General features: G+C 48.9%; 23 protein-coding genes. 7 read left to right on the forward strand and 16 right to left on the reverse strand.

Annotation, left to right across the window (positions count from 1 at the left end):
- Positions 1-111 precede the first annotated feature (111 nt).
- The 3 genes from DWX84_RS02100 to DWX84_RS02110 all read left to right on the forward strand — a co-directional run bounded on the left by DWX84_RS02100 (position 112) and on the right by DWX84_RS02110 (position 4284).
- Positions 112-1335 (forward strand): site-specific integrase, encoded by a 1224-nt coding sequence (locus DWX84_RS02100; protein WP_022459668.1) that lies wholly within the window; start codon positions 112-114, stop codon positions 1333-1335.
- Positions 1332-1706, forward strand: a complete 375-nt coding sequence (locus tag DWX84_RS02105) for a hypothetical protein (RefSeq protein WP_053397540.1) — start codon at positions 1332-1334, stop codon at positions 1704-1706. Before DWX84_RS02100 ends, DWX84_RS02105 begins: the two co-directional genes overlap by 4 nt.
- 1123 nt (positions 1707-2829) lie before the next feature.
- A complete protein-coding gene (locus DWX84_RS02110; protein ID WP_117677891.1) occupies positions 2830-4284 on the forward strand; it encodes a hypothetical protein in 1455 nt (484 codons plus the stop codon).
- A gap of 288 nt (positions 4285-4572) precedes the next feature.
- Here the strand turns inward: DWX84_RS02110 and DWX84_RS02115 are convergent, their stop codons facing one another.
- Positions 4573-5499 (reverse strand): hydrogen peroxide-inducible genes activator, encoded by a 927-nt coding sequence (locus DWX84_RS02115; RefSeq protein WP_005868349.1) that lies wholly within the window; start codon positions 5497-5499, stop codon positions 4573-4575.
- A 291-nt stretch (positions 5500-5790) separates the two neighbouring features.
- On the opposite strand from DWX84_RS02115, the gene DWX84_RS02120 reads away from it, so the two are divergent.
- Both DWX84_RS02120 and DWX84_RS02125 read left to right on the forward strand, forming a co-directional pair.
- A complete protein-coding gene (locus DWX84_RS02120) occupies positions 5791-6540 on the forward strand; it encodes a polyprenol monophosphomannose synthase (RefSeq protein WP_008780511.1) in 750 nt (249 codons plus the stop codon).
- 39 nt (positions 6541-6579) lie between these two features.
- Positions 6580-7926, forward strand: coding sequence for a dihydroorotase (locus DWX84_RS02125; RefSeq protein ID WP_121960921.1), 1347 nt, complete (start codon positions 6580-6582; stop codon positions 7924-7926).
- Positions 7927-7961: 35 nt separating this feature from the next.
- Here DWX84_RS02125 and DWX84_RS02130 read toward each other — a convergent pair whose 3' ends face one another.
- The 7 genes from DWX84_RS02130 to DWX84_RS02165 form a co-directional block, all read right to left on the reverse strand.
- A complete protein-coding gene (locus DWX84_RS02130) occupies positions 7962-8507 on the reverse strand; it encodes a radical SAM protein (RefSeq protein ID WP_005868354.1) in 546 nt (181 codons plus the stop codon).
- Positions 8494-8826, reverse strand: a complete 333-nt coding sequence (locus DWX84_RS02135) for a 6-carboxytetrahydropterin synthase (protein WP_005856525.1) — start codon at positions 8824-8826, stop codon at positions 8494-8496. The genes DWX84_RS02130 and DWX84_RS02135 overlap by 14 nt, the downstream gene beginning before the upstream one ends.
- 160 nt (positions 8827-8986) lie before the next feature.
- Complete coding sequence (locus DWX84_RS02140; protein WP_048927378.1) at positions 8987-10111, reverse strand: hybrid sensor histidine kinase/response regulator; 1125 nt, start codon at positions 10109-10111, stop codon at positions 8987-8989.
- A 112-nt stretch (positions 10112-10223) separates the two neighbouring features.
- Entirely contained in the window at positions 10224-11411 is a 1188-nt protein-coding gene (locus DWX84_RS02145) for a glycosyltransferase family 2 protein (protein WP_005868356.1), read from the reverse strand.
- On the reverse strand, positions 11386-12309 hold the full coding sequence (locus tag DWX84_RS02150) for a glycosyltransferase family 2 protein (RefSeq protein ID WP_122377403.1): 924 nt from the start codon (positions 12307-12309) through the stop codon (positions 11386-11388). Before DWX84_RS02150 ends, DWX84_RS02145 begins: the two co-directional genes overlap by 26 nt.
- Positions 12302-13486, reverse strand: coding sequence for a glycosyltransferase family 2 protein (locus tag DWX84_RS02155; protein ID WP_022192407.1), 1185 nt, complete (start codon positions 13484-13486; stop codon positions 12302-12304). Before DWX84_RS02155 ends, DWX84_RS02150 begins: the two co-directional genes overlap by 8 nt.
- A gap of 408 nt (positions 13487-13894) precedes the next feature.
- Positions 13895-14362 (reverse strand): glucosaminidase domain-containing protein, encoded by a 468-nt coding sequence (locus DWX84_RS02165; RefSeq protein WP_122377404.1) that lies wholly within the window; start codon positions 14360-14362, stop codon positions 13895-13897.
- A gap of 91 nt (positions 14363-14453) precedes the next feature.
- Here DWX84_RS02165 and DWX84_RS02170 point away from each other — a divergent pair, with 91 nt between their 5' ends.
- Positions 14454-14678 carry a DUF4248 domain-containing protein gene (locus DWX84_RS02170; RefSeq protein ID WP_005856539.1) on the forward strand — a complete coding sequence of 75 codons (225 nt, stop codon included), beginning with the start codon at positions 14454-14456 and terminating at the stop codon, positions 14676-14678.
- 1 nt (position 14679) lies between these two features.
- Here DWX84_RS02170 and DWX84_RS02175 read toward each other — a convergent pair whose 3' ends face one another.
- Positions 14680-15120, reverse strand: a complete 441-nt coding sequence (locus DWX84_RS02175; RefSeq protein ID WP_122377405.1) for an HU family DNA-binding protein — start codon at positions 15118-15120, stop codon at positions 14680-14682.
- 198 nt (positions 15121-15318) lie between these two features.
- On the opposite strand from DWX84_RS02175, the gene DWX84_RS02180 reads away from it, so the two are divergent.
- Positions 15319-15564: a DUF6722 family protein gene (locus DWX84_RS02180; protein WP_044545084.1), complete on the forward strand. Its 246-nt coding sequence runs from the start codon at positions 15319-15321 to the stop codon at positions 15562-15564.
- A 249-nt stretch (positions 15565-15813) separates the two neighbouring features.
- Here the strand turns inward: DWX84_RS02180 and DWX84_RS02185 are convergent, their stop codons facing one another.
- The 7 genes from DWX84_RS02185 to DWX84_RS02215 all read right to left on the reverse strand — a co-directional run bounded on the left by DWX84_RS02185 (position 15814) and on the right by DWX84_RS02215 (position 24140).
- Positions 15814-17556 (reverse strand): DNA primase, encoded by a 1743-nt coding sequence (locus DWX84_RS02185; RefSeq protein WP_122377406.1) that lies wholly within the window; start codon positions 17554-17556, stop codon positions 15814-15816.
- Positions 17553-19007, reverse strand: coding sequence for a DnaB-like helicase C-terminal domain-containing protein (locus DWX84_RS02190; RefSeq protein ID WP_121960923.1), 1455 nt, complete (start codon positions 19005-19007; stop codon positions 17553-17555). Before DWX84_RS02190 ends, DWX84_RS02185 begins: the two co-directional genes overlap by 4 nt.
- 3 nt (positions 19008-19010) lie before the next feature.
- Positions 19011-19430: a hypothetical protein gene (locus DWX84_RS02195; protein ID WP_011966385.1), complete on the reverse strand. Its 420-nt coding sequence runs from the start codon at positions 19428-19430 to the stop codon at positions 19011-19013.
- Between the two features lie 525 nt (positions 19431-19955).
- Positions 19956-20804: a glycosyltransferase family A protein gene (locus tag DWX84_RS02200; protein ID WP_022192103.1), complete on the reverse strand. Its 849-nt coding sequence runs from the start codon at positions 20802-20804 to the stop codon at positions 19956-19958.
- A gap of 5 nt (positions 20805-20809) precedes the next feature.
- Entirely contained in the window at positions 20810-21562 is a 753-nt protein-coding gene (locus DWX84_RS02205) for a glycosyltransferase family 32 protein (RefSeq protein ID WP_005856556.1), read from the reverse strand.
- A gap of 8 nt (positions 21563-21570) precedes the next feature.
- Positions 21571-22698 (reverse strand): glycosyltransferase family 1 protein, encoded by a 1128-nt coding sequence (locus DWX84_RS02210; protein WP_048927371.1) that lies wholly within the window; start codon positions 22696-22698, stop codon positions 21571-21573.
- Positions 22695-24140, reverse strand: coding sequence for a lipopolysaccharide biosynthesis protein (locus tag DWX84_RS02215; protein ID WP_005856560.1), 1446 nt, complete (start codon positions 24138-24140; stop codon positions 22695-22697). Before DWX84_RS02215 ends, DWX84_RS02210 begins: the two co-directional genes overlap by 4 nt.
- Positions 24141-24196: the final 56 nt, after the last annotated feature.

Genomic DNA, 24196 nt, shown 5'->3' on the forward strand with positions numbered 1-24196 from the left:
TAATAAGCATTTTTAACGGCTTCGGTTTTTACTTCTCAATTCTGCACAGGTTGTGAATTTGCCATGCAACTCTCATGATTTAATTTTGCACAGAACAAAAAGCAAGGAATTATGAGAAGTACATTCAAGACAGTCTTCTATGTAAACGGAAGCAAGGAGAGAAACGGAATTGTCCCTATCATGGGACGTGTGACAATCAACGGAACTATCGCACAGTTCAGTTGCAAGCTGAGCGTGACCAAGGCGATATGGGATGCCAAGGGCAACAGAGCCAAAGGCAGAAGCAAGGAAGCCAATGAGGTGAACTTTGCGCTTGATAACATCAAGGCTCAAATCGCTAAGCATTACCAACGGCTTTCCGACCGTGAGGCGTTCGTTACCGCTGAAATGGTGAGAAACGCATATCAAGGCATAGGTACGGAGTATGAGACATTACTCAGAGCTTTTGACAAGGAGAACGCAGCCTTTGCCCAACGCGTGGGAAAAGACCGAGCTGTCCGAACCTACCGCAAGTATCTGACGGTAAGAAAGTACGTTGCCGAGTTCATCAAATTTCAGTACAAGCGCAGCGATATGTCCATGAATGAGCTTACCGAGGAGTTCATCCGTGATTTTTGTCTGTATTTGAAGAATGTCATTGGACTCACGCAATCTACCATTTGGATATACTCCATACCATTGAAGCATATCGTCACGGCAGCACACTACAACGGCAAGATACAGAGAAATCCGTTTGCCATGTACCACGTTGACCCAGACCACAAGGAGCGTGAGTTCTTGACAGAGGAAGAATTGGACATATTTGCAGGAATAGAGTTGGAAAATCCCAACTTTGCTTTTGCGAGAGACTTGTTTATGTTTGGTTGTTGGACAGGTATCTCTTTCGTTGACATCAAGAATCTTACAGAGGACAATGTTGCCATTATAAGTGGGTCTCCATGGATAGTTTCTCAGCGTCAAAAGACAGGCGTACCATTCAAAATTAAACTGATAGATGCAGCCATACAGATAATTGAACGTTACAAGCCATTGAGAAAAGATATGCACTTGTTTAATATTGGCTCACTTGACATGGTAAACAAGCGTATAAAGAAAGTGGCAAAAATGTGTGGCATCAAGAAGCGAATTTCATTTCATGTAAGCCGGCATTCGTTCGCAGTTTTGGCTTTAAACTACGGTATGCCGATAGAGAGTGTAAGCAAGATACTGGGACATACGGACATCGCCACAACACAAATTTACGCAAAGGTGACAAGTACTAAATTGGAGCATGACATATCAGCTTTTGAAAGTCGAATCAAGGGGCATATGCCGACAATGGGAGGAATGGCATGAAAAGGACAGTAATCACCGTGGACGGAAATGGAATGTTATCCATTCCGTCCAACTTGCAAGACTTGTGGATGAGTGAGGGTGAATTGGTTGATATGCTTCATGTCACCGCCATGAAACTCCATGCTGTGATAAGGTCAATATACAAGGATGGTTTATTGACGGTGTCGGAAGTCCAACAGAAACAGGAAACTTCCAATGGCATTTGGCAAACGTTGTATGGCTTTCCGATGATTGTTGCCCTTTGCTTCCGTATAAACTCATACGGGGCAGCTCGGTTTCGTGTCACCATCTTCAAGAGATTGTACGGGGCAAAAGAGAAAAGTAGTGTCATTATCCTACAACTCAATAGAAGAACAACCGCCTTTAGTTGAATGTCCTCTTGCTTGTTTGTTGGCTTGGCGCTGTCGTACTGTCGTGAATAAGTACTGAAGCATAAGCATGACATTCTTACTTGTAGGGGGATTAGTTCTGTTCATAAAAATGACGGACAAAACACCCCTTATTTTTGTTGAATTGTTGAATATGATGAAAGAAGTATTGAACATCAGGCATTTACGGCTCAACATATTCTCAACAAATCTCTCAACAAAAGAAAGATAATGTTGAAAAGAGAAAACCATGAACACCATTCCTTTCTTTCTTTTTTGCCCAGTAATTTGTTGTGTAGAGCTATTTGTTGAGAGTTTGTTGAGGGTATAAGTGGTTGGTTCTCATAAAGATAACACCTATCTTCAACAATTCAACGTTTTACATGCCCTCACTTGGTACGCTGTAAAATGTGCTTGTGGATTAATTGGCAACCGCTCTATTCTCCGAAATGGTTGCAGCAACGTTCCTTGGAGGCTTTGCGCCTCCAGCCACTTGGGCGAACCTCCGCAGTGTTTTAGCATGGCATTAGATTTATGCAGACTATACCGAGGACACACAGCACACATAACACACTCGGCATAGTTCACAAAGGAAATCAACAACACACAACTGAAACACTTGGCAAGTTTCACACTGAAAATATCACCTTTTCCTTTGCAAACTCCATGTACAAAGTAGCTTGTGTCTGTGACCTTGTTCTTTCAATGTGGCAGCTTTGATGTTTGGCGTAAATTGAGAGAATTAAGGTCTGCAACCTTGGGCATGGAAAGCCGAAAGGCAAATATCTCGTCTTTTGTTCTTAGAGGAGGGAGCGAGGTTATGTTTTGGGAACCCCAAAACGCCTCGCTCCACCATGAGGGCGGAGAAATTTTGCTCCCAACGGTTGCAGAAAGTGAGTGTACCAACTGTAGGCAGTGCATAGAAATATGTAAATAGATTTGTCAGGTGTAGTTTATTCTTCCTTTATTTGCACAAAAGTATGTTTTGAGTGTTATAAAAAATAAAAAAATGCACTATTACGTTGATACTTTTGTATTTTTGCACTCAGTTATCTTGGACAGCAGAATTTGAAACACTGAAAATCCGTAATCTGTCTATATGTAAAATCTTTAAATTTGGATTATTATGACTAAGAAGTTTTGGTTAATAGCACTCATCGTAGCTTGCACTGTTGTATTTGGCAGTTGCGATAAGTCTGAGGAATTGAGTGTTGAGCAATGTAAGTTGGATATGAATCTATTCAACCAAACCTATACTGTTAATGATGAGGGGTGCTGTGTGCTAAAAGGGAGAAAGCCAATAGCAGCAGAAGAAATACAGAGTAAGGTCAAGGGCTATGGTTGGGAGAGTATTGCCACTTATGAGGTACAGGAAAACGGAAAGTTGAGCAAGGAGGAATTTTGGAAAGACAGATTTGGTGGCAGCCCTACACACTTTTGGTTTGAGACATCACAGCAAGCTTTTAGTTATTTTTATAGTGATGCCTTGCCAGCCTTTTGTTTCAGTCGTGTATCATGGACTTATGACATGGACAAAGGCTTCATACTGTTTGGCAGCAACAAGCAGACAACAGACAGCAGATACATGCAGATTCTTAAGCTTGACGAGTCGAATGGCAAGACCTTAATGTACACCATACAAAAATTGGGAGCGACGAGTGATGGCAGCAATGGTTACAAGTCTATATATGGCATGATTGTATATAAACGCATGACCGAAACCGATTTGGAAATGATGAAGAAAAGTTACACGTATGATACGGATATTGACCGTTCTGTTCCCGACAACTGCAAGTTTAAGATTAAGGCATACTATGCAGAAGACGACAAAGACAACACAGACCCTGTGTTTCAGACCTTCTGCCTTGTAACATTTGAGCTTACCGATGAATATGGTTTCAACTCTTCAGATAATGCCTATTACAACTACTACGATTCAATTACTTGGACGAGTGATTGTCGTGATATGCCAGATAGCTTTGGAATCATGGAACGTAAGACAAACTGTTTGAATACTTCCTATTGGTGGAGCACATACTTCTTCACGCCTCATGACAATACTATTGTCTATGCCAATGGCTATAAAGATGGCCGTATTGTCTATCAAGCCCGAAAGAGGCTCTATTTGGTGAATGATGGATTCTTTGGTTACGATTGGGATAACGTAAGGTATAATTCCAAGAACCCCGAACTAACAGAATATTGCTTGCTGGACAAGAGCCGTGAGTTTATCCTAACTCCACCTACTGCCTACAAAGAAGACATTACAAAACCGTATGCAGAGTTACGTATTGTACTGAAAGGAGCAAAAGACAAAAACGACAAGGAATATATGTTAGGCGTGCTTGAACGTGAAAGAGAAGGTCTGTTGAAGATTATGGACCAGTACTATGAAGCACATAGTACTATAAAAAAAACAGAAAAGGCTTCGCTGTGTAAAACGTTTAAGGCACTACCCGAAGATGCTGATATTAAAGCATATTGGCGTACAAAACATTCTCGCATGGTACTGATACTTAAAACTGACGGGGAAGACCCTATAAACAGTGAATACTATGTGCATGCGGAACCAATTAAATGATAAATAAGTTTAATGTGGATAACGCAATTGAATGTAGCTTATATAACAACAATAGTCATAAGGCGAAGTTAATCTTTGTTTTATGACTATTGTTTTTTGCACCAACATAGTGTGGTTTCATTTTTATTTTGTATTTTTGCAACTGTAAAGAGTTGTTAGGCAAAGCAAACATATGCATATTGCAGAAGTTGTGACTATTGCCAAGTCATTACCTCTATTGAGGTTGAACACTTATAAATCGCTCATTTTAAGCTATTCAGCAGATTATAGAAGAATTTTACGGAAAAATCACACAACCTTTTGTCCGGGCTGCAAAGTCAACATTTCTTTAGGTACCGCTTTCTTGATGCTCTCTATTAAAATACCCGCTACGGTATGCCGGATAAAATCTTTACGGGTGACAAAGACGATCTCCCGTGTCGGCTTGGGAATGGCGAACGGACGTACCAATTCTTTCTGCTCTTTACTTAATTGCAGGGTAGCCAATTCCGGGATGAACGTAATACCGTTACCGCTTTCCACCATACGCATAAATGTCTCTAGGCTACCTAAACGGTAAGCGGCTTGGCGAACCTTTACCTTTTCCATCTGGCAGAAACGCATCAGCTGGTCACGGAAGCAATGTCCCTCGTCCAGCAGCCACAACCGCTCGTCGTTGATATCGGCGGTACGGATCAAATCCTTTTTGAAGATAGATTCATTATGAGCCACGTATCCGAAGAATTGCTCATAATATAATATGTCTCCTTGTAAATAGGATTCTGTGGGTTGGTTCGCTATGATAGCGGCATCGATTTCCCCGTTTTGCAGGGCGGCCATAGTGGGAGCGGTTTTCATTTCCAGCATACGGATGTCAAGATCCGTATGCTTTTCCGATAATTGCTGGAAAAAGCGAGGTAGCAAATAAGGGGCGATAGTCGGTAGCACCGCTAAGCGGAACGTACCTTTCAATGACTGTTCCTCCTCGTTCACGATATCTTTGATAAGAGAAGCTTGATAGAGGACATTTCTCGCTTGCTCAATAACCTTACGTCCGGCAGGTGTGGGGCGAACGGGCTGCAGGTTTCGATCGAACAATTTAATACCTAGTTCGTCTTCCAGCTTTTGGATCATCATACTCAATGTCGGTTGTGTCACCCTACAATGCTCTGCTGCCTTTGCGAAATGACGATAAGTATCCACCGCTAGGATATATTCGAGTTGCTGTATATTCATAGTACTTAATTTTACAAGCGTTAGAAATTAATGAAGACAAACTTACGGAAAAACGCTGGAATAATCGAATAAAAGTGGAAGAATAAAGCAACTTAATTTGAGTATTAGGCATTTAGGGGGAAATCGGGGAAGTTGGGTGAAAAGCCAAAATACATTTGCTTATCATGGAACAGACGAATGGGCTAACAGGATGATAGATTTACACAGAAAAAATATGTAACTTTGGAGAGTAATTTACAAATGGTTTACAGTCGTATATATAATGAGCTAAAAATTAATTGATTAAAGTATATGTCAGACAGTATCGTCATTATTCCTACATACAACGAGAAGGAGAATATTGAGAATATCATTCGTGCCGTGTTCGGGCTGGAGAAAGTGTTTCATATCTTGGTGATCGATGATGGCTCTCCGGATGGGACGGCGGCTATCGTGAAGGGCTTGCAGAAGGAGTTCCCGGAGCGTCTTTTTATCGTGGAGCGTAAAGGGAAGCTGGGATTGGGTACCGCTTATATCCGGGGTTTTAAATGGGCTATCGAGCATAAATATGATTTTATTTTCGAGATGGACGCCGATTTCAGTCATAATCCCAATGACCTGCCGAAGCTATACGCCGCTTGTACCGCACAGGGTGCCGACGTAGCCATCGGGTCGAGGTATTGCAACGGGGTGAATGTGGTGAACTGGCCGTTGGGCCGTGTGTTGATGTCTTATTTCGCCTCGGTGTATGTCCGTATCGTCACGGGTATGAAGATACAGGATACGACGGCGGGCTTTAAATGTTACCGCCGTGAGGTGCTGGAGACGATCGATCTGGACCGTGTCCATTTCAAGGGATACGCCTTTCAGGTGGAGATGAAGTTTACGGCTTATAAGTGCGGCTTCAAGCTCGTGGAGGTGCCGATCATCTTTATCAACCGTGCCTTGGGTGTCTCCAAGATGAACTCTTCGATATTCGGGGAGGCTTTATTCGGCGTCCTTCAATTGAAATGGTGGAGTTTCTTCAGGAAGTATCCGAGGAAACATGCGAGCCATGCCTAATGAAAACAGAGTTTGACAATTTATAATAGAATAAGAAAGATGAATAAAATATTAATCCAAAATCCGAGAATCATCAACGAGGGCCGTTCTTTTATCGGCTCGGTGTTGGTGGAGGGGGATAAGATCGCGGCGGTGTTCGAGGGGGAGGTTCCCGGGAATGTGCGTGCCGAGGCGAACCAAGTGATCGACGCTACGGGGAAATGGTTGATACCGGGCGTCATCGATGATCAGGTGCATTTCCGGGAGCCCGGGCTTACCCATAAGGGGGATATCGGGACCGAGAGCCGTGCGGCCGTGGCCGGTGGCGTGACGACCTTCATGGACATGCCGAACACGAAGCCACAGACCACGACGATCGCCGATCTGGAATGGAAATTCAACCGTGCCGCCGAGGTCTCCCGTGCGAATTACTCCTTCTTCTTCGGTGGGACAAACGATAATATGGACGAGATCCGCAGGCTGGATCGTAGCCGTGTGCCGGGACTGAAACTCTTCCTCGGCTCGTCTACGGGAAATATGCTGGTGGACAAGAAAGACTCGTTGGAGCGTATCTTCGGCGAGGCCGGTATGCTGATCGCCATCCATGCGGAGAAAGAGGAGGTGATCCGGCGTAATATCCAGTATTACACGAACCTGCATGGCGAGGATCTGGATATCTCTTTCCATAGCAAGATCCGTAGCGAGGAGGCCTGCTACCAATGCTCGGCCGAGGCGGTTGAACTGGCTACCCGCTTGGATTCCCGTTTGCATATCCTGCATCTCTCCACGGAGAAGGAATTATCGTTGCTCAGTAACCATCTTCCCTTGAGCGAGAAAAAGATAACCGGCGAGGTCTGCGTGCACCATCTGTGGTTTCATGACGGCGACTACGCCCAATTCGGTAATCGTATCAAGTGGAATCCCGCTATCAAGACGATCGAGGATCGCGCGGCGCTGCGTGAGGCGGTCAATAACAATACGATCGATATCGTGGCTACCGACCATGCCCCGCATCTACCGGAGGAGAAGCAAGGCTCTTGCTTGAAGGCGGCTTCCGGAGGACCGCTTATCCAGCACTCCTTGATCACGATGTTGGAGCTGGCGATGGAAGGCCGTTTCACGTACGAGAAGGTGGTCGAGAAGATGGCGCATATGCCGGCGGAGCTGTTTCGTATCGATAGGAGGGGATACATCCGTCCCGGATACTACGCCGATATCGTATTGATCGATCCGGAGCAGACTTGGACGGTATCGAAGGAGAATATCTTGTACAAATGCGGCTGGTCTCCTTTCGAGGGCTATACGTTCCACCATGGCGTATGGAAGACTTTCGTGAATGGCGAGTTGGCCTATGGCGATGGAGAGGTGAATGACGCCGTGAGAGGTAAAGAAGTCCGTTATCTATAGCAGTAGAGACGGGGCATGCCCCCGTCTCATCCTATCTATTGGATATCGATCAGTTTATGGGTTTGCAGACTTAGTCTCCACCGGGGATGCCGGAGGATGTAATCCACTACCTCTTTCGTATTTTGGCAGGAGCAGGGTTGCAGGAAATGGTACCGTGCGGGGATTTCGGCGTATGCGGACAGGTCTTGCCCGGTATAAACCACCTTTATCTCGTCGACTCTTTCCAATACCACCGGGGCGTTCTCCTTGGGCGAGCAAGTCACCCAGTCGATGCCGTCGGGCAAGGGGCGTGTGCCGTTGGTCTCGATACAGATCTGTTTCCCCGCCTCACGTAAGCGGGATATAAGCGCCTTGTCGATCCACAGGCTAGGTTCTCCTCCCGTCAGGATTACCATCCGTGCGGGAAAGGAAGATACCTTCTCCACGATCTCCTCGTCCGTCATCATTACGCCCTCCTCGTGGCGGGTGTCGCAGAAGCTACATCTCAGGTTGCAACCGGAGAAGCGGACGAATACGGCGGGAGTCCCCGTATGGAACCCTTCGCCTTGCAAGCTGTAGAATATCTCGTTAATCTTCCTCATAGATCGCCGTGTTACCCTCAGACTCTTTTACCTCTACCTTGAAACAAGACGGGATCTGCTCGTATACCCAAAAGGCTATGTTCTCCGCCGTCGGGTTGAAAGGCAAGATATCGTTCAAGTTCTGGTGGTCCAACAGGGATTTCACCGATCTCTTGATATGACTGAAATCGACTACCATGCCATCGGCGTTTAATTCCTTGGAGCGGCAATAAACCGTGATCATCCAATTGTGACCATGTAGATTCTCACATTTGCTGGGGTAGGACAATCTCAAGCTATGGGAAGCGGAGATCTCCATACGTTTAATTACGGTATACATACGATAATAATGTTTATACGATAAATAATAATGTACCTAATGTCACCTCGGCACACAAAAAAATCCCGGATATTAATCCGGGATGCAAATATACGAAATATTTAGTTTGTTTGTACGACACTTGTCTACGATCGGTAGAGACAGGCGGTACGTCGATCGGCTATGCCTCTTGGTTCAGCGCCTTCATCGAGAACAGGAAGATCGTTCCTTTGCCCTCGCCCTCGGACTCGAACCAAAGCTTTCCTCCATGAAGCTCCACGAAGTCCTTGCAAAGCATCAATCCCAGACCGGAGCCTTTCTCGTTCTTCGTCCCGTAGGTCGTGAAATGCGAGTCTTGTTTCAAGAGCTTGTCTTGATCCTCTTTCTTGATGCCCTTGCCGGTATCTTTCACGCTAACGGTTACGAAATCCCCCTCGGAGCGTGAGGATAAGGTGATCGTGCCCCCCTCGAAACTAAACTTCATGGCGTTAGAGATCAGGTTACGGATAATCGTCTTGAGCATATCGATATCGACCAAGCCTACCAGCTCTTTATCCAGATTTTCTAGGATAATCTTCACGCCTTTTTGCGCCGCCATCGGGACATACATCTCGGCGGTACTGTCGATGATACTGTTTATGTCGGTCTGTTGCTTATATACGTGCTGCTTGTTCAAGCGGTTCTTGGCCCATTTCAGCAGGTTGTCCAGCAAGAGGAAGATCTCCTCGGAGGTCTTGTTCATCATCTGGATCATCTCGTACACCTCGTCGCCTACCCGCTCCTTGTCCACCATCATCAAGATGGCGTTATTCATCATTTTCAACGAGCCTAGCGGGGAACGCAGGTCATGGGCGATAACGGAGTATAGCGTATCCCTAGACTCGATCGTGTTCTCCAGCTCGGCCTTGATGCGCTTGATGCTGTAAAGCTCGTAGCGGTGGGCCACCCTCTTCACCAGCTCCTCACGTTGGAAAGGCTTTGTGACGTATTCGGTGGCGCCCAATTGGTAACCTTTCACGATGCTTTGCATATCGCTTAGGGCGGACATGATAATCACGGGTATATCCGTAGTCTCGGGATTGCTTTTCAGATGCTGGAGGACCTCATATCCGTCCATCTCAGGCATCATGATATCGAGTAATATCAGATTTGGGTGTTTCTCGTTAGCTATGCGTAGCGCTTTTGTCCCGCTGTCGCAAGTCAAAAGCGTATATCCCTCTTTCTTCAGTATGGCTTGTACTAGCATGACGTTTGTAGGGACATCATCTACGATAAGAACTTTATACTCTGAGGCCAATTTATCCATTGTATCTAAATTGTGTTCTAGTTTTCTTGATATTCAAATAGTATCAATAGCGCAAAAGTATTAATTAAAGTCGACATATAACGACTATTTATCCATCTATTTTTTTATTTTTTTATCCCGCGCCTCGTTTGGCTTTTTCCCAAGCGCCTGTGCCTTTATGCTTAGCGAGATAGCTATACCCTCGTATGACATTGATATTCATGAATAAAAAGTAATAAGGAATGAATAATAGCTTGTTCCGGATGTTCCGTTTTTCCATTTTATACCCCAAGTATCCCAGCAGGTAAAACGCTAATTGCAGGGCAAGGATGACCGTGTAAAGGGTATGCCCGGTACAGGCTAGGAGAAGGTTGAGGGGCAGGAGGGCGAAGAGCACGACCGGCGTCAGCGTCCAGCGCAGTACCCGGTGGCTGATGTATTGGAAGCTCAGTATCCCGTACCGGAAGATATTCAATAATCCCCGTAGCCGCCATACCGATTGCAATCCTCCGGCCGATATGCGTACTTTACGTTTCTCCTCCTCCCGCATGTTCAGGGAGGCGCTCTCGAGGGCGTACGCCTCTTTGCTGTAGGCGATCTTGTAGCCTCTCATCGCTATGCGCAGGGAGAGGATGAAATCGTCCAGCAGGGTATCCGGGGGCATCTGCTCGAAGAGGGAGGTGCGGATGGCGAAGAGCTCGCCTGCCGCCCCGACGGCGGAGTATAGGCGGTAGTCCAGTCGCTTGAGGGCGGACTCGTATTTCCAGTATATGCCTTCTCCGGCGGTGGCTCCTTGCTCGGCTTGTATCTCTACCCGTTTCTCTCCGGCCACGCAGCCTACCCGTGGGTCGCTGAACTGGCGTATGATCTCCTTGATGGCGCCCTTGTTCAGCATCGTGTTGGCGTCGGTGAAGATGACGTAGGGGGTATTGACGTAGGGGAGGGCCCGGTTCAAGGCGGCGGTCTTTCCTTGTCGCCGCGGTTGGTACAGTACGGTGACCTCCGGGTACTCTTTCAGTCTTTCATTCGTGTTGTCATTGCTTCCATCGGTGATCCAGACCAGTCTCAGCTTATCCGCCGGATAATCCAGTTGTCTGCAATTCACCATCTTGCTCGCCACGATCGCCTCCTCGTTGTAGGCGGCTATCAGCAACGTGGCCTCCGGTAGTGTCTCGGGAAGGCGGGGGAGCCGGGGTTTAACGAACAGCTCCTTGATCTTTACCATAAGGTATAATACGATCCCATACCCCAGATAGGTATAGAAAACGATCCCGATGCCGATCCAGAAGAGGATCTCAATGACTTGACAGCTCTTTTCCATAATTCATATCCTTGTTGATTGCGATTAATCCGTTTATTAATCCCTTGCCTAGCGCCCCGATCAGCCGGAATTTCCCTTTTACGAGATAGATCGAGAGGCGTTTCGGGAAAGCCACTAGGGTTTGGTAGATGTATGAGTAAATCCTTTCATCCCTTTTATCGATCGATCGTTTGGCGAATAAAAGGCGGTTGCGGGTATGATAATAGACCTGAAGCGGACTTTGTTTCCCTACGCTCATGCTCTCCTTATGATAGACGGTGGAGGTAGCCTCGTACCAGATTTTCAGCCCGGCCCGCCTTATTTGCACGCACCAGTCCAGCTCCTCGTAATAGAGAAAATAAAATTCAGGCATCATCCCGAACTTCTTGATATCCGTGGTCCGGATCATCATGGCCGCACCGTGGGCGAATGCCGTATAGCGGGATTCTCTGAATTGTCTCGTGTCGGTTTGACCGAATCCGATATTCTCGTTGCGGAGGGTAACCGGGCTCATCGGGGTGGAGCCTGCGTACTGTAGCTGCTTTTTCTCAGGCCAGCACGCTATCTTGGGGGAGACACATCCTATTTGCGGATTGTTGTCGAGAGCCCTTGCTAGGTTCTCCAGTATCGGTTGGTTGATGATCGTGTCGTTGTTGAGAAACAGGATATAATCACCGTCGGCGTATGAAATCCCTAGGTTGTTCCCGCCGGCGAACCCGAGGTTCTTGTCGCTGCGAATCACTATCGGCTTGGGGCTATATTTACTGAGTACGCGGTGTTCGCCGTGATTTTTCGAGCCATTATCGATGATGATAATCTCATAAGGATAGGTCTCGTACCGACCGAACGACTCGATTAGGTCTACGGTATCATCCTTCCCATTGTAATTGATGGTGATGATGGATACTTTTTTAGCCATTATTTTCTTTATTTTTTATCGTTATGTCATGAGGAGTACTCTGGAAGCTGGTGTCCTTCTCCTTCACCCGGCGCAAGGAGGCTATATATCCTTTTATCAAGACGCAAAAGAGAAAAGGGAGCCTCGACAGGTTCATGTAGAGCTTCCGGGTATGCATCTTCCGGGGGATAGCCAGCGTATACGTCAAGATGCTGACCAGTATTAGCCCATACCATTTCAGGGCAAGCGGGAAAACCGTGAGGCTCCATGCCAAGGCGAGGAGGGACGGGATGATCAGTTTTAATATTCTCGGGAGCGGGAACCATTGGACCGCCTTGTCCATATAATTCCAGTTGAGGGTACGGAGGTCGAGATGCCGTATGATCAAAGAGAATGCTAGCAGTTGGGCGTGGAACCAGCGGGATCTTTGCCGTGCCATGACCTCTTGGCGTGAGGTCTTCTCGTCGTACACGAGGATGTCCTCGGCGTAATCGACAAAGATATTTTCCGTGGCGAGATAGATCTCCAGCTCCTTGTCCTCGGCGAAAGTGCCGCATTGGGGCATGTGGGATTTCAGCCATCCGAAGTCGAATACCATGCCGGAGCCTATCAAGGAGGAGGAGATCCCGACATTGACCCGCCCCTTGCGGAAGATGGTGTTGTTGATCTCTTCGGAGATACCGTCCCATACCGCTATCGGCGTATTGTCGTTCTTGAGGGTACGGTGCGCTTGCAGGGCGATGTTGTCTTGCGTGATATCGTTGACCCGGGTCAGGAAATCCGTATCCGTGAGGTTGTCGGCATCGAGGATGACGACTTTATCGATTCCCTCTTTCAGGTATTCCAAGGCGTAGGTGATGGACTTATGTTTCATGCTATGCTTGAAATCCGGCGTGAGGAGCTCGATCGGGAGCTTGGCGAGCGCTTGGTTCGTTTCCTCCCGCATATGGTCCGATACCACGATCACCCGGTATTTGTCCGCCGGATAGTCTTGCAGGAGGATGCGCTCCACGGATTCCTGTATGACTTGGTCTTCCTTATAGGCGGCGAAGATGACGGCGAACTTCTGGAGCCGTATGCTCCGGTGCTTCCGGTACCTCCTCCGAAAAAAGGACGCCAACGTAAAAAATAGGTCATAGCCTATGAAAAAGGCGATGAAAATGAATAGGGCGATATCTATGTAGATCAACAAGTGCATTCGCTTTTTTTTACAAAAGTACTTATAATTTTCAATAAGAGTTTGATTCTGCCGTTTTTTCTCACCTAAGGGGGCCATATCTTTCCCAGCGAGCTCAGCGCCGCCGAGAGTATCAGCCCCCAGCCCAGCAGGTTCAAGGGGCCGGGCGAGGGGTGGACGAGAGCGAGAGTATCGCCCCGATAGCCGCCAACGCCGCCTCCCGCATGTCTAGCAGGAGGGAGAGTACCGCCAGCAGGAAGAGGCTGGCCAAGGCGAGCAGGCGGAAGTGGGGGAAAGGGGGGCGTGGGCTCCGTGGGAGTGTCGGTCGTGTCATGGGGCGGTTGTTTTTGGGGCGTGTGAGATCCTAGGTTTAGCAAGAAATCCAGCAGGCTGCGGACGAAGGCAAGTATTTGTCGTATCTTATTCATATCAATTGTTGTTTTTTAGGGATGAGTAAATCGGTTCGATCTCGTGGCAGAGCTGTACCAGCGTCTCCCGGTAGCGCTCCCGGTTGTCGCCGTTCAGCTCGCTGATGTAGGGGCTGTAGGCGATGGCCTTGGCGTAGTCGGCGGGGAAACGGCTCATGGCGGCGGCCTGCGGGTAGGAGCAGACGAGGAGGCGGGCGAAGTCGAGGTAGGAGTTGCGTGCCGAGTCGTAGCGGCGGAACAGCAACTCGCCCCGCTTGTATCGGGCGGTGACGCGGCCCCCGTGCCAGAAGGCGTTGCTCGCCCCGTAGCTGGTGATGCCGAAATGGTTGTTGGCCTCACGGGCTAGGCGGGAGGTGCCCCAGCCGCTTTCTAGGGCGGCTTGGGCAAGGAGGATGATGGGGTTTAGGTGGAAGCGGTCGCCGGCGGACTGGGCGTCGGCAAGGTGGGTGGAGATATAGGCTTGTTTCATGATATATACGATGAATTATGGTTTGATTTTTCTTGGAAAATTAATCTTAAATTACTATCTTTGAATAAGTTAATAAATAAACAGCATCAGTATGGAAAAGCGGGAGACCGGTGTCGGCGCCTATTATTTTTGTGATATAGCGATGAGTTATTTTCCCTTATTGTCGAAGAAGAAAGCCTCGGATAAGCTGTCCCGGTGGATACGTGTCAGCGGAAAGTTGATGGAGCGGCTGGAGGAGTGCGGATGGCATCCCCGCCAACGGATCTTATCGCCCCGTCAGCGGGAGTGCATCGTTTCTCATCTAGGGGAGCCCTGAGTCAGATTTCGTCGGGGGATTCGCTGTCGCCTCCTCCCGGGGCGGGTGCGTCGGGCACGATCTTCTCGAACTTGGCGAGGCCGGTGACGCTCTTTAGCGTCACGCTCGGACGGAAGACGATCCGGGGACGTTTGATAAGGGAGGCGTTGAAGTCGGCCTCCAGCTTGGTGCCCTTGCTGCCGATCACGGCTTGGAAGTGGCCGAGATCGCCCAGCTGGACGGTCTCCCCTTTCTGGAGGCGTTGCTTGAGGATGTAGAGGAGGCCGTCTACCACGACCTGCACGTCGCCCCGGGAGGCGGTGCTGCGGTCGGCGATCTGGTCGCACAGCTCCTCGAAATCGCAGGTGCCGGTGGACTTGTTCACGGCGTAATACAACTTGGAGCCGGCGGCGGCTCCCTTGGTCATGTCTTTTCGTAAGACTAATCGGTACTTGATCGGCATAATGTCTGGTGTTTTTTTGATTACGTTGTAAAGGTACGACATGCCGCCGGTGGGATTCCGGTCAACGGGGACGAAGGGGGGCGAGGTCGGGTGAATGGGGGTAAAGAGGTGATTTTAGGGGGGAGAATGCTTGTTTGTCAAGAAAAATAAGCGTATGTTTGCCTTATCAAAATTCGATTGACATGAAAAATTTACGGTATGAAAGAGAAAGACAAGCGGCGAGACGCGAGAGGTGAGTCCCGTGAACGGGCGAAGTGCCAGCGTGAGACGTTGGGCAAATATTTTTACGATTTGTCAAAACTGACGTTCACGGCGTTGGTGCTGGGTGGAATAGCTATGTTATTCCAATCGGAAAAGATAGAGATAAGTATGATTGGAATGTTCATGGTAGGGATCTTGTTCTCTGTCGGGTTAGCTTTCTGTGGTAATAAAATCTTGAAATAATAAAGAGCTATGAATCCATTGACATTTCTTTTCGGGGTAATGCTATTGATACTTGTGGTGTTTATCGTTTGGATGTACACGCCATCCGGCAAGCGTTGGTTGGATAGCATGAAATAAAAGGACTATCGTATTTCCGGTCCGGACACTACTGTGTTTGGCTTCGGATACTACTGTGTTGGCTTCCCAACACAATAGTGTTCGGTGCCAAACACGGTAGTGTTTTTTTGTGGGCGGCTGATGGTTGGCGGGTCAGCCCTCCACCCGCCTCACGCTCTGGCTTCCCAGCACCCTCCCGATCCGGTCGCTCAAGGCGAAACAATCCCTTAGTTCCCCGAGGCATGCCGCCCGCTCATCGGTCGAGGTAGCGGAGCGGAGGCGTGCGGCCGTGCGTTGTAGCCGGTCGTGTATGAAAGGCTCGGCGTAGAGGAAGAGCTGGCGTTCGGCCTCGTCGGGCAAGAGTTCGTCGGGGAGCCTTTCCGGCGGTCCCTCCTCCGGGTAGGAGGAACGGAGGGAGAGGATGAGGGCGGAAAGAGACTCGTCCGTGATCCCGTCCGGATGGCCGCCTCCCGAGAGGAGAGTCAGCAGGTCGAGATGGGCGGGTTCCGTCAGGGGCATCCCGCCGGCGGACAACTCGGAGGCGACCCATGCCGGGAGGGAGATACCGCTACCATCCCCGGCGTAGAACATCCGGTCGTGGTTGGCGAGGCAGAAACGCAGCAAGGCCCTTTCCCGGAGGCGTGCGGGAGGGAGGCCCGTCACTACTTCCGCCGGCCCTGTCCGGACAGGCTCGCCGGGAGAGGCGGACAACTCCTCACGCAATACGTCGAGAGGGATACCCGTAGCCTTGGAGAGCTCCTCCATCCGCCGGTACACGGCCAGCGGAGAGCCTACGAGACGGATCTCCCCGAGCACCTCCCGTATCCCCCCGGCGTCGGGTCCGCCTTTCCGCCCCGCCGCCTCCCGGATGCGGTGGCTCAGGTAATCCACCGCCTCTGTCCGCACGAGCCTGCGCAGCGCCTCGGCCCCTAGCCGGCGGAACACCTCGTCCGGGTCCATGCCACCGGGCAGGGGAAGGAGGCCCACCTCGCATCCCCGTGCCAGCAAGAGATGGGCGGAGCGGAGGGTGGCGGTCTGTCCCGCCGGGTCCGGGTCGAGGGCGAGCGTGACGTGCCCTGTCAGCCTCCGTATCACCCGCACGTGATCCTCGGTGAGCGCCGTGCCGCAAAGCCCGGCGGCGTGACGGATACCGGCGGCGTGGAAGGCGATCACGTCCTTGTAACCCTCGCATAGCAGCACGTCGCCCTCGGCGCGGACGGCCCTCACCGCCTCGTACAGGCCGTAGAGGATACGTCCCTTGTTGTACGCCTCGCTGTTGTCGGAGTTGACGTATTTGGCCGTTCCTGCCCCGTCCGCCCCCCGGTACCGCCCGGCGAAGCCCGCTATCTGCCCCCCGGTGGTCCTTACCGGGAAGACAAGCCGCCTCCGGAAGCGCCTGAAGCCCTCGGGGGCGTCGGGCGGGCAGATACCTACCCCGAAGTGGGAAAAGGTCTCACGGAGCGCCCTGAGGTCTTCCTCGCCGTTCTCGTCCTCGCCCGTTATCCCCTCGGCGGGATCGTAGGGAAGGAGGGAGCGGGCGAAGGCCTCGTTGCCGCGTAAGATCGCCTGTCGTGCCTCGTGCCGTCCGGCCTCTTCCGTGCCCCGTTCCTCCTCCACCTCGATGCCATACTTGCGGGCCAGCAGCCGTACGGCCTCCTCGAAGCCACATCCCTCCATGTGGCGCACGAGGCGTATGGGGTCCGCCGCCTCGCCGCAACTGAAGCATTTCCCGATATTGAGCGCCGGGCTGATCCGGAACGAGGGGTGACGCTCGTCGTGGAAAGGGCAGAGTGCCACGAGGTCCTTGCCGGAGCGCCGTAGCGTGAGGTACCCGGCCGCTACCTCGTCGATGCGGGCGGTTTCCCGTACCCGCAGTAAAGTGTCACGTGCGATCATCCGAACAGGTCTTTATCCAGCTCCGCTTTCGCCGGTCTGCGGTCGTTCGGCACCGGCGTGCGGTCGTCGGTGAAGCGGGTAACCCCCTTGTTGTGGCAGAAACGCACCTCCCCGGACTCTCCGTGCCGGTTCTTGGCGATCGAGAGGGTACCCCGGCCCTCGGTGGAGAGACGGGTCTCCGGGTCCTCGTCGATGTTCATCACGGAGAGGCGGCGGAGGAAGAATACCGTATCGGCGTCTTGCTCGATGGAGCCGGAGTCACGCAGGTCGGACAGCATGTTCTTCAGCGTGGGTCTCGCCTCGCAATTCCGGTTCAGCTGGCTCAGCAGCACGACGGGGATGTCGTTCTCCTTGGCGATCAGCTTTAGTTGCCGTGTGATGGCCGATATCTGGTCGTTCGTGCTCTTGCGGTCCTCGGAAGGCGAGAGCATCAGTTGGAGGTAGTCCACGATCACCATCTCGCACCGCCCCTGCTTCCGCCGGAGCGAGATCTGGTAACGCAGGTCGGCCACGCTCAGGTCCGTGCGCTCGTCGATCCATATCGGCAGTCGCTCCAGCTCGTCGGAGGCCCTTTGTATCCTCTTCATCTCGGGGGCGGAGAGGGTCCCTTTCAGGATCTTGGAGGGCTCTATGTCCGCTATGCATCCCAGCAGCCTGAACACCAGCTGCTCCTTCGACATCTCTAGGCTGTAGAGGCAGACCGGGTGCCCGTTCCTCGCCGCGTTCAGCGCCATGAAGAGGGCGAAGGCCGTCTTGCCTACCCGGGGGCGTGCGGCGATCACGTTGAGCGTGCCCGGCATCATGCCGCCCGTCATCCGGTCCAATCCCTCCAGGCCGGTATGTATGCCCGGCGTGCGTCCTTCCGTCACCCTGCGTTGTATCTCCAGCATGCGCTCCTTGGCCAGCAGGGTGGCTTCCTTCATGCCTACGCTGTTCGTGGCGTGCGAGAGCCGTTCCATCAGCCGGCCCACGTGCGAGTCCATCTCCTTCAGCAAGGCCTCCGTGTCACGGTCCGGCCGTGAGGCTTTCAAGGCCGAGTCGTAGCAGCTCAGCATGAACTGCCTCGCCACGTAGGCCTCCCGCAGGTGCCGTGCGTGGGTAGGCATGTACTCGTCGCTGGTTTCCAGATACCGTCCGCCCAGCGCCAGCTGGTACAGGTCGGTGGCCAGCGTCTCCTTATCGGGCGCTATCCTCCGCAGCTCCTTCTCCACGGAGAGGGCGTCGGCGCTCTCCCCCCGGTTGTAGATGTTCAGGTACGCCTCGAAGGCCATCGCCACTTGCGGTAGCGTGAACATCTCCGGCAGCAGTTGCGCCGCCAGCGTGGGCATATGCCGGTGGGAGGCCATAAGCCCCGATAAGATCGCTTTCTCGATCTCCTGCTCCTGCGGGAGGGCGAGGCCGTCGGGCAGTGTCGCCGGGCGGTCGTTCTTGTTTTTGCTCGTGTTTGCCATGCTTTACTCCTGTTCTTGTTTGTCGTTATCTTTCTGTATCTTCTCCTCCTTGATGAAGAGGGACTTGTAGAAGGGTACCTTGATGGCGAGGCCGTTTCCTGCCTTGATCTTATGGATCATGTTTTCCTCGGCCAGCTCGTTCAGCGCTTTCCTCGCCGCGTATAAGGAACATCCCAATGCCCTGGCCATGGTCGTGATATGGATGATGCACTGCCCCTCGTAGATAGATACCCGCTTGCCGCCGGCGTATCGATAGTTGTAAGGCTTGTTGGCTAGTTTACCGAAAATGTATATGAACACGCCGATCTTAAGGCGTGTTTTGTTCTTCGGATAGTAATCTTGCAGTAATAGGTCGATAAATAACCTCGGAAAACGTGTGTAACCTCCACTTTTTAACTCTTTGACGCTAACTGTCTGTTTCATTGTACTTTGTATTGTTTTGAATGGTGAAAATAAAGAATCGAACCTAGTTTCGAACCCCCGATCGAATGGGGGGTTTAAGGATTAACAATCTGTTAAATAGTGGTTTGTCTTGAATAGGTGTCTATTTTTCGAATGCCCTTTTTAACGTCATTTCGCACTATATAAGATATAAATAGGTATTTATAATAAAAATAAAAGAATAGAAAACGAAACGTTTCCTTCTTTTTTTGAATTAATAATTATTTATTTTGTATCTCATTAAATCAACTTATTTGTATTTCCTACTTTCTTTACAAAGGTAAGGTTATGTTTTGGTTTATGCAAGCATTATTATTGGTTAATTATTTTGTTTTATAACATGGTATAATTTTTTCTAATGTGGGTTTAAATGATTAATTTGATTCTTTATTATGACTAGATTGGGGTGAGTAACCTTTTGCTTAAAAATGAATTTATTATCTTTAAAAAATTATGTTTGTTATAGAGACGGGGTATATCCCGTCTCTTATTATATGATAATGTTACTTATTTAATTAAATTAGATTCCTCGTCTTGATACTTTTCTTGTTTGGTGAAAAGCTGGTGTATGTTCCTTAACGCTTTGTATACCCTTACTTTTAGGCTATTGAGCAAGGAGCCGTCTTGACCCACCGTTCCGTACCCTGTGACGGCCCTCGCCTTGCGATCGTGAATGAATACGATCTTACCTACTTCTCTTAGATGCATGGCTAATGTACCGTCTTCTCCTCTTTTTATATCTACCCGAATCCCGATTCTCCGGGCCGGCTCTGTATGATAGGCGAAAACGAGCCCTCTTACGCTTAGTTCCGGGCGCTTGAATGATAGAAAGTATAGATAGATATCCCGTGACAACTCGTAGAAGAACAGGTCGAGCCTTGAGTGTCGCTCATCCGGGATATAGCTCCATGAGGAGCAGCAGGCTACGTTTCCCGGAATCCGCAAATGATCTACTAGGATCTGGACGTATAGGGGAGGGTACATGGTATCTGCGTCGATATTGATATGGTATCTGCCTCGTGCGTGGTCTAGTCCGCATTGGCGGGCATATCCACAACTATGTCGTTTTTCCAAATAATGCGGGAGGCCTACGAGACGGAATATCTCACCGGTCCTATCGGATGAATCATTGTTTACGCCGATGATCTCCACGGGATATTCGCATCTCATCTCACTCAGCGCCCATAGGCAAGGCAATAAATGCCTCTCCTCATTGTAAGCTATGACGGATACGGTAACCACGGGCTCGTCGCTTTGTACCTTCGCTAGTTTTTGCTTGATTTCTTGAATGATCCCCTCATGGACGTTGTCTAGGGGTTGATTGTATATGGATATGTATTTTTTTGCCCATTTCATGATAATTATCGTTTTAATAGCATCTTCTCCAAAGACCTTACGGCCTTGTATCCGAATATCTTGATGAATAATGTCCGTGTACGGTAGTAGGCGAAAGCCTTATGCGAAAACCATGAGTTTTGGTAATGATGAATCGCATGGGTCTCAGGGGTGAGGAATACCTCTCTCGAATCGAATACCTTAGGCGAGAAGTATTCCTTGGGCAAGACATAGACAGCCTCTCCTAGGTCTTTTTTCTTCAGATCGTCGATATTGCTACCGCTGGGCATGTTTATGACGGGCTTTAGACGGAGTATGGTCTCGTTCAGGATCTCCGGTAGCATACGGATATCATAACTTCCGTCTTCACGTATGAAATTTCGTCCTTCATAATAATCCAAGCAGCATTTGATCCAGTCACAACCTTTTTCGGCTCCTAATATGGCCGCCTCAATCGTACCGGAAGTTTCCGCCCCGACGAAATAGGGCAGCTCAAGAAAGTTATCGAGGCTCTTCAGTATCTCCACGTCTGAGTCTAAGTAGATTCCTCCATGGTGGTAAAGAGCGTACAACCGGATGTAATCGGCGGCGAACGCGTATTTCTTGGTGTTGAACGCTTGCTCTACCCATGGGACTTCGTGGATGTTAAAACGTTTCGTGTCCCATAAAATGATCTCGTAGCTAGGAAGGTGTTTTTTCCAGCTATCAAGGCAGTCTTGTATTTTCCGTGGATATGGATCACCACTTAACCAACAGAGATGTATGATTTTAGGAATCATGGCTTATTCTATTTTTTGTTTTCTATATCAATTTCACTTAATACTTTACTCATTTGGCTCTCCCACGAAAGCGATAGGACGGACTCCCTGATCTGGCAGGGAGATAGCGTTTGCCCCCTATGAAATTCCAGGATAGCGGGAATCTCGATCGGGCTTTCATCTGCTTTGGCTTTCAGTATATAAGACTTTCCCTCGAAATCACTGTCCATCTCGGAGTAAATGAAAGGGAGTCCTCTTGCTGCGTACTCTCTGTTTTTCAGTGTTTTGATGTGGGTGATGCCGCTTCTATGGCGTGCGAGGCTCCCTATGCCCATATCGGCCTGTTCGAAGAGCTCATCCAATTCTTCCCCGTGTCTCATCCCGTGTAGGATCACATATCTCTCTAAGTTATATTTCTTGATGAGTGGGAGAATATCGTTCTCTTCCCGTTTCGCCGCGAAATTGCCGACGATGTGGAAATATACATTATATCCGGAGTTTGCTTGGTAATAATTGACTAAGCCTTTTACTAGGCGGTCGAAGCCATGCCAGTAATGGATTTCCGCCACCCCGATCAAGTGGAGCTCATGGCTCGTGTCGTTTATGTGTTTCTTTAGCTTGATTTGTTTGAAGTCTATCCCGTTCGATATTTGTATGGTACGGCTACCGAATATTGTTTGGTAATCGGAAAAGGTGATGACCCCGCTTAACCGCTTAGCTAACGTATGGCGGAAGCATTTGTCGATAAGCAGCGTTGCCTTACGGGAGAAACCGATATATTCTTGGTCATAGGGGTATGTAGGTATCTCCATGACCACTTTCACGTGGTTTTTACGCATCTGCCATACCATGTGGAGCGTGAAAGGGTTCGCGTTATTGTCTGAGCGCATATAGACGAGGTCGATACCTTCTTTCCTGACGTATTCCACTATAGAGGAATACTCGATTCTTTTAAGGATCTTGCCTTTTATGCCAGTTCCGTAATCCCGTAAAATCTCGGAGTCGATCATGCGTAGTTTCCTGCCAGCTGGTTCTCGCATGTAGCAAAGCCTTGTATCCACTCCGCATGCCTGTAAAGCGTCTACTTGATATTGTATCTTCTTGCTGATCCCGTTCGCCGGGTTAAATCCATGGAATATAAGGAATAGGGCTTTCATCTTTTTATCTTTGATTTTAGGAAGTTAATTATGTTATATACGCCACTCAATTGAATATATATGCAGGAGATGAGAACGGCAATAACCGCTTTTATGAACAAGTTTGCCAGCTCCGGTAATATAATGGATGATTGGTGGATAGACCATAGGCATACTATCAATATACCCACGAGCGGAGCCGGGGAAATAAGTTGTCTGATTAAAGACGCTAGGCTGCGTTTTAGCGTCACTTTATACATCCATACATAACATTGTATGAAATTGATGGCGAAGGTCGCACATATACACCATGCGACAGCTTCGAGGCTCTTGAATATGAATATGCCGGCGAGGATGCCTGATACGTTCAATAGGGCTGAGAATACGCCACATATGAACAGGCTTTTCGTATCGTTGGCTGCTTGGTAGATGGAGCCGGAGGTGGACAGGATGATCTGTATGCCTACGGATAAGGATAGGATCTGAAATACGGGAACGGATGGCAGCCATTGGTCTCCGAATAGGATGAGCGTAATCTCCTTGGCGCAAAACCATAATAATACTGATAATGGGAACCCGATGAATGCTAGGATGCGGATGACTTTCTCGTAGGAGAGGGCTAATTTAAGCGGATCATCTTGAAAATTGGAGAAGACGGGATGCATGACTGGTGATATGACATGTGTTATGTTTTGCAACGGGAGCATCATCAAGCGGTACGACTTCTCGTAATATCCTAAGGAATTCATACTCATATACTTTCCTATTAATAATTTATCAAGGTTTCTGCTGAAGTAATTTATCACATTAAACATGAATTGATATGCGGAATAACTGAATATCTCATGAATGGATTTTGATCCAAATGTGTATTTTAATTTCTGGGGCTTTTTTCTTATGGAAATAATGAATATAAGGATGCTTGAGAATATAGGATTGATAATTAAGGCATATAATCCAGCTCCTGATATAGCTGCTAAGATTGCTATGATTCCTCCAATGCATTGAACAAATAAACTCCTGTATGCTATAAATTTAAATTCTTTGTCCTTGAATAATAGTGCGTTTGGAACGATGTTGGCTGAGGCAAAGAATAAGTTGAAAGATAATAAATGACATATGGATAGCAATGAACTCTGTTTGTAAAATAAGGAGATTGGCCATGATGACAAGAAGAATAAAATGGAGATCCCTATCCCGGTCCATAGTGTAAAAGAGAATATATCGTTAAGTTTATCCTCTGTTAAATGCTTGTTTTGAATGATAGCTGGAGCGATCCCTAAATCACTGAAAATACTGAAAAATGAAATGATGACGGTGGCGATCGCTACGACCCCGAATTCCTCTGGATCGATCAGCCGGGCCAGTACACCTGCCACGGCTAAAGAAATGATGATTCCTGAGTATTTTGATATAGCTGTATAGATTATTCCAGATGCCAACTCTTTTTGTATTGATGCCATATTTTTCTAGTAGAGGTGTATTATTCTCCTAATAGGCAAATATATGTTTTTTATTT

Origin of the sequence: Parabacteroides sp. AF21-43 (genome assembly GCF_003635435.1) — a bacterium.
Taxonomy (GTDB): Bacteria; Bacteroidota; Bacteroidia; order Bacteroidales; family Tannerellaceae; genus Parabacteroides; species Parabacteroides distasonis.

Excerpts from the sequence above, each read along its gene's own strand:
- DWX84_RS02100 (WP_022459668.1), top strand. The coding sequence starts at position 112 with ATGAGAAGTACATTCAAGACAGTCTTCTATGTAAACGGAAGCAAGGAG.
- DWX84_RS02105 (WP_053397540.1), top strand. The coding sequence starts at position 1,332 with ATGAAAAGGACAGTAATCACCGTGGACGGAAATGGAATGTTATCCATT.
- DWX84_RS02110 (WP_117677891.1), top strand. The coding sequence starts at position 2,830 with ATGACTAAGAAGTTTTGGTTAATAGCACTCATCGTAGCTTGCACTGTT.
- DWX84_RS02115 (WP_005868349.1), bottom strand. The coding sequence starts at position 5,499 with ATGAATATACAGCAACTCGAATATATCCTAGCGGTGGATACTTATCGT.
- DWX84_RS02120 (WP_008780511.1), top strand. The coding sequence starts at position 5,791 with ATGTCAGACAGTATCGTCATTATTCCTACATACAACGAGAAGGAGAAT.
- DWX84_RS02125 (WP_121960921.1), top strand. The coding sequence starts at position 6,580 with ATGAATAAAATATTAATCCAAAATCCGAGAATCATCAACGAGGGCCGT.
- DWX84_RS02130 (WP_005868354.1), bottom strand. The coding sequence starts at position 8,507 with ATGAGGAAGATTAACGAGATATTCTACAGCTTGCAAGGCGAAGGGTTC.
- DWX84_RS02135 (WP_005856525.1), bottom strand. The coding sequence starts at position 8,826 with ATGTATACCGTAATTAAACGTATGGAGATCTCCGCTTCCCATAGCTTG.
- DWX84_RS02140 (WP_048927378.1), bottom strand. The coding sequence starts at position 10,111 with ATGGATAAATTGGCCTCAGAGTATAAAGTTCTTATCGTAGATGATGTC.
- DWX84_RS02145 (WP_005868356.1), bottom strand. The coding sequence starts at position 11,411 with ATGGAAAAGAGCTGTCAAGTCATTGAGATCCTCTTCTGGATCGGCATC.
- DWX84_RS02150 (WP_122377403.1), bottom strand. The coding sequence starts at position 12,309 with ATGGCTAAAAAAGTATCCATCATCACCATCAATTACAATGGGAAGGAT.
- DWX84_RS02155 (WP_022192407.1), bottom strand. The coding sequence starts at position 13,486 with ATGCACTTGTTGATCTACATAGATATCGCCCTATTCATTTTCATCGCC.
- DWX84_RS02165 (WP_122377404.1), bottom strand. The coding sequence starts at position 14,362 with ATGAAACAAGCCTATATCTCCACCCACCTTGCCGACGCCCAGTCCGCC.
- DWX84_RS02170 (WP_005856539.1), top strand. The coding sequence starts at position 14,454 with ATGGAAAAGCGGGAGACCGGTGTCGGCGCCTATTATTTTTGTGATATA.
- DWX84_RS02175 (WP_122377405.1), bottom strand. The coding sequence starts at position 15,120 with ATGCCGATCAAGTACCGATTAGTCTTACGAAAAGACATGACCAAGGGA.
- DWX84_RS02180 (WP_044545084.1), top strand. The coding sequence starts at position 15,319 with ATGAAAGAGAAAGACAAGCGGCGAGACGCGAGAGGTGAGTCCCGTGAA.
- DWX84_RS02185 (WP_122377406.1), bottom strand. The coding sequence starts at position 17,556 with ATGATCGCACGTGACACTTTACTGCGGGTACGGGAAACCGCCCGCATC.
- DWX84_RS02190 (WP_121960923.1), bottom strand. The coding sequence starts at position 19,007 with ATGGCAAACACGAGCAAAAACAAGAACGACCGCCCGGCGACACTGCCC.
- DWX84_RS02195 (WP_011966385.1), bottom strand. The coding sequence starts at position 19,430 with ATGAAACAGACAGTTAGCGTCAAAGAGTTAAAAAGTGGAGGTTACACA.
- DWX84_RS02200 (WP_022192103.1), bottom strand. The coding sequence starts at position 20,804 with ATGAAATGGGCAAAAAAATACATATCCATATACAATCAACCCCTAGAC.
- DWX84_RS02205 (WP_005856556.1), bottom strand. The coding sequence starts at position 21,562 with ATGATTCCTAAAATCATACATCTCTGTTGGTTAAGTGGTGATCCATAT.
- DWX84_RS02210 (WP_048927371.1), bottom strand. The coding sequence starts at position 22,698 with ATGAAAGCCCTATTCCTTATATTCCATGGATTTAACCCGGCGAACGGG.
- DWX84_RS02215 (WP_005856560.1), bottom strand. The coding sequence starts at position 24,140 with ATGGCATCAATACAAAAAGAGTTGGCATCTGGAATAATCTATACAGCT.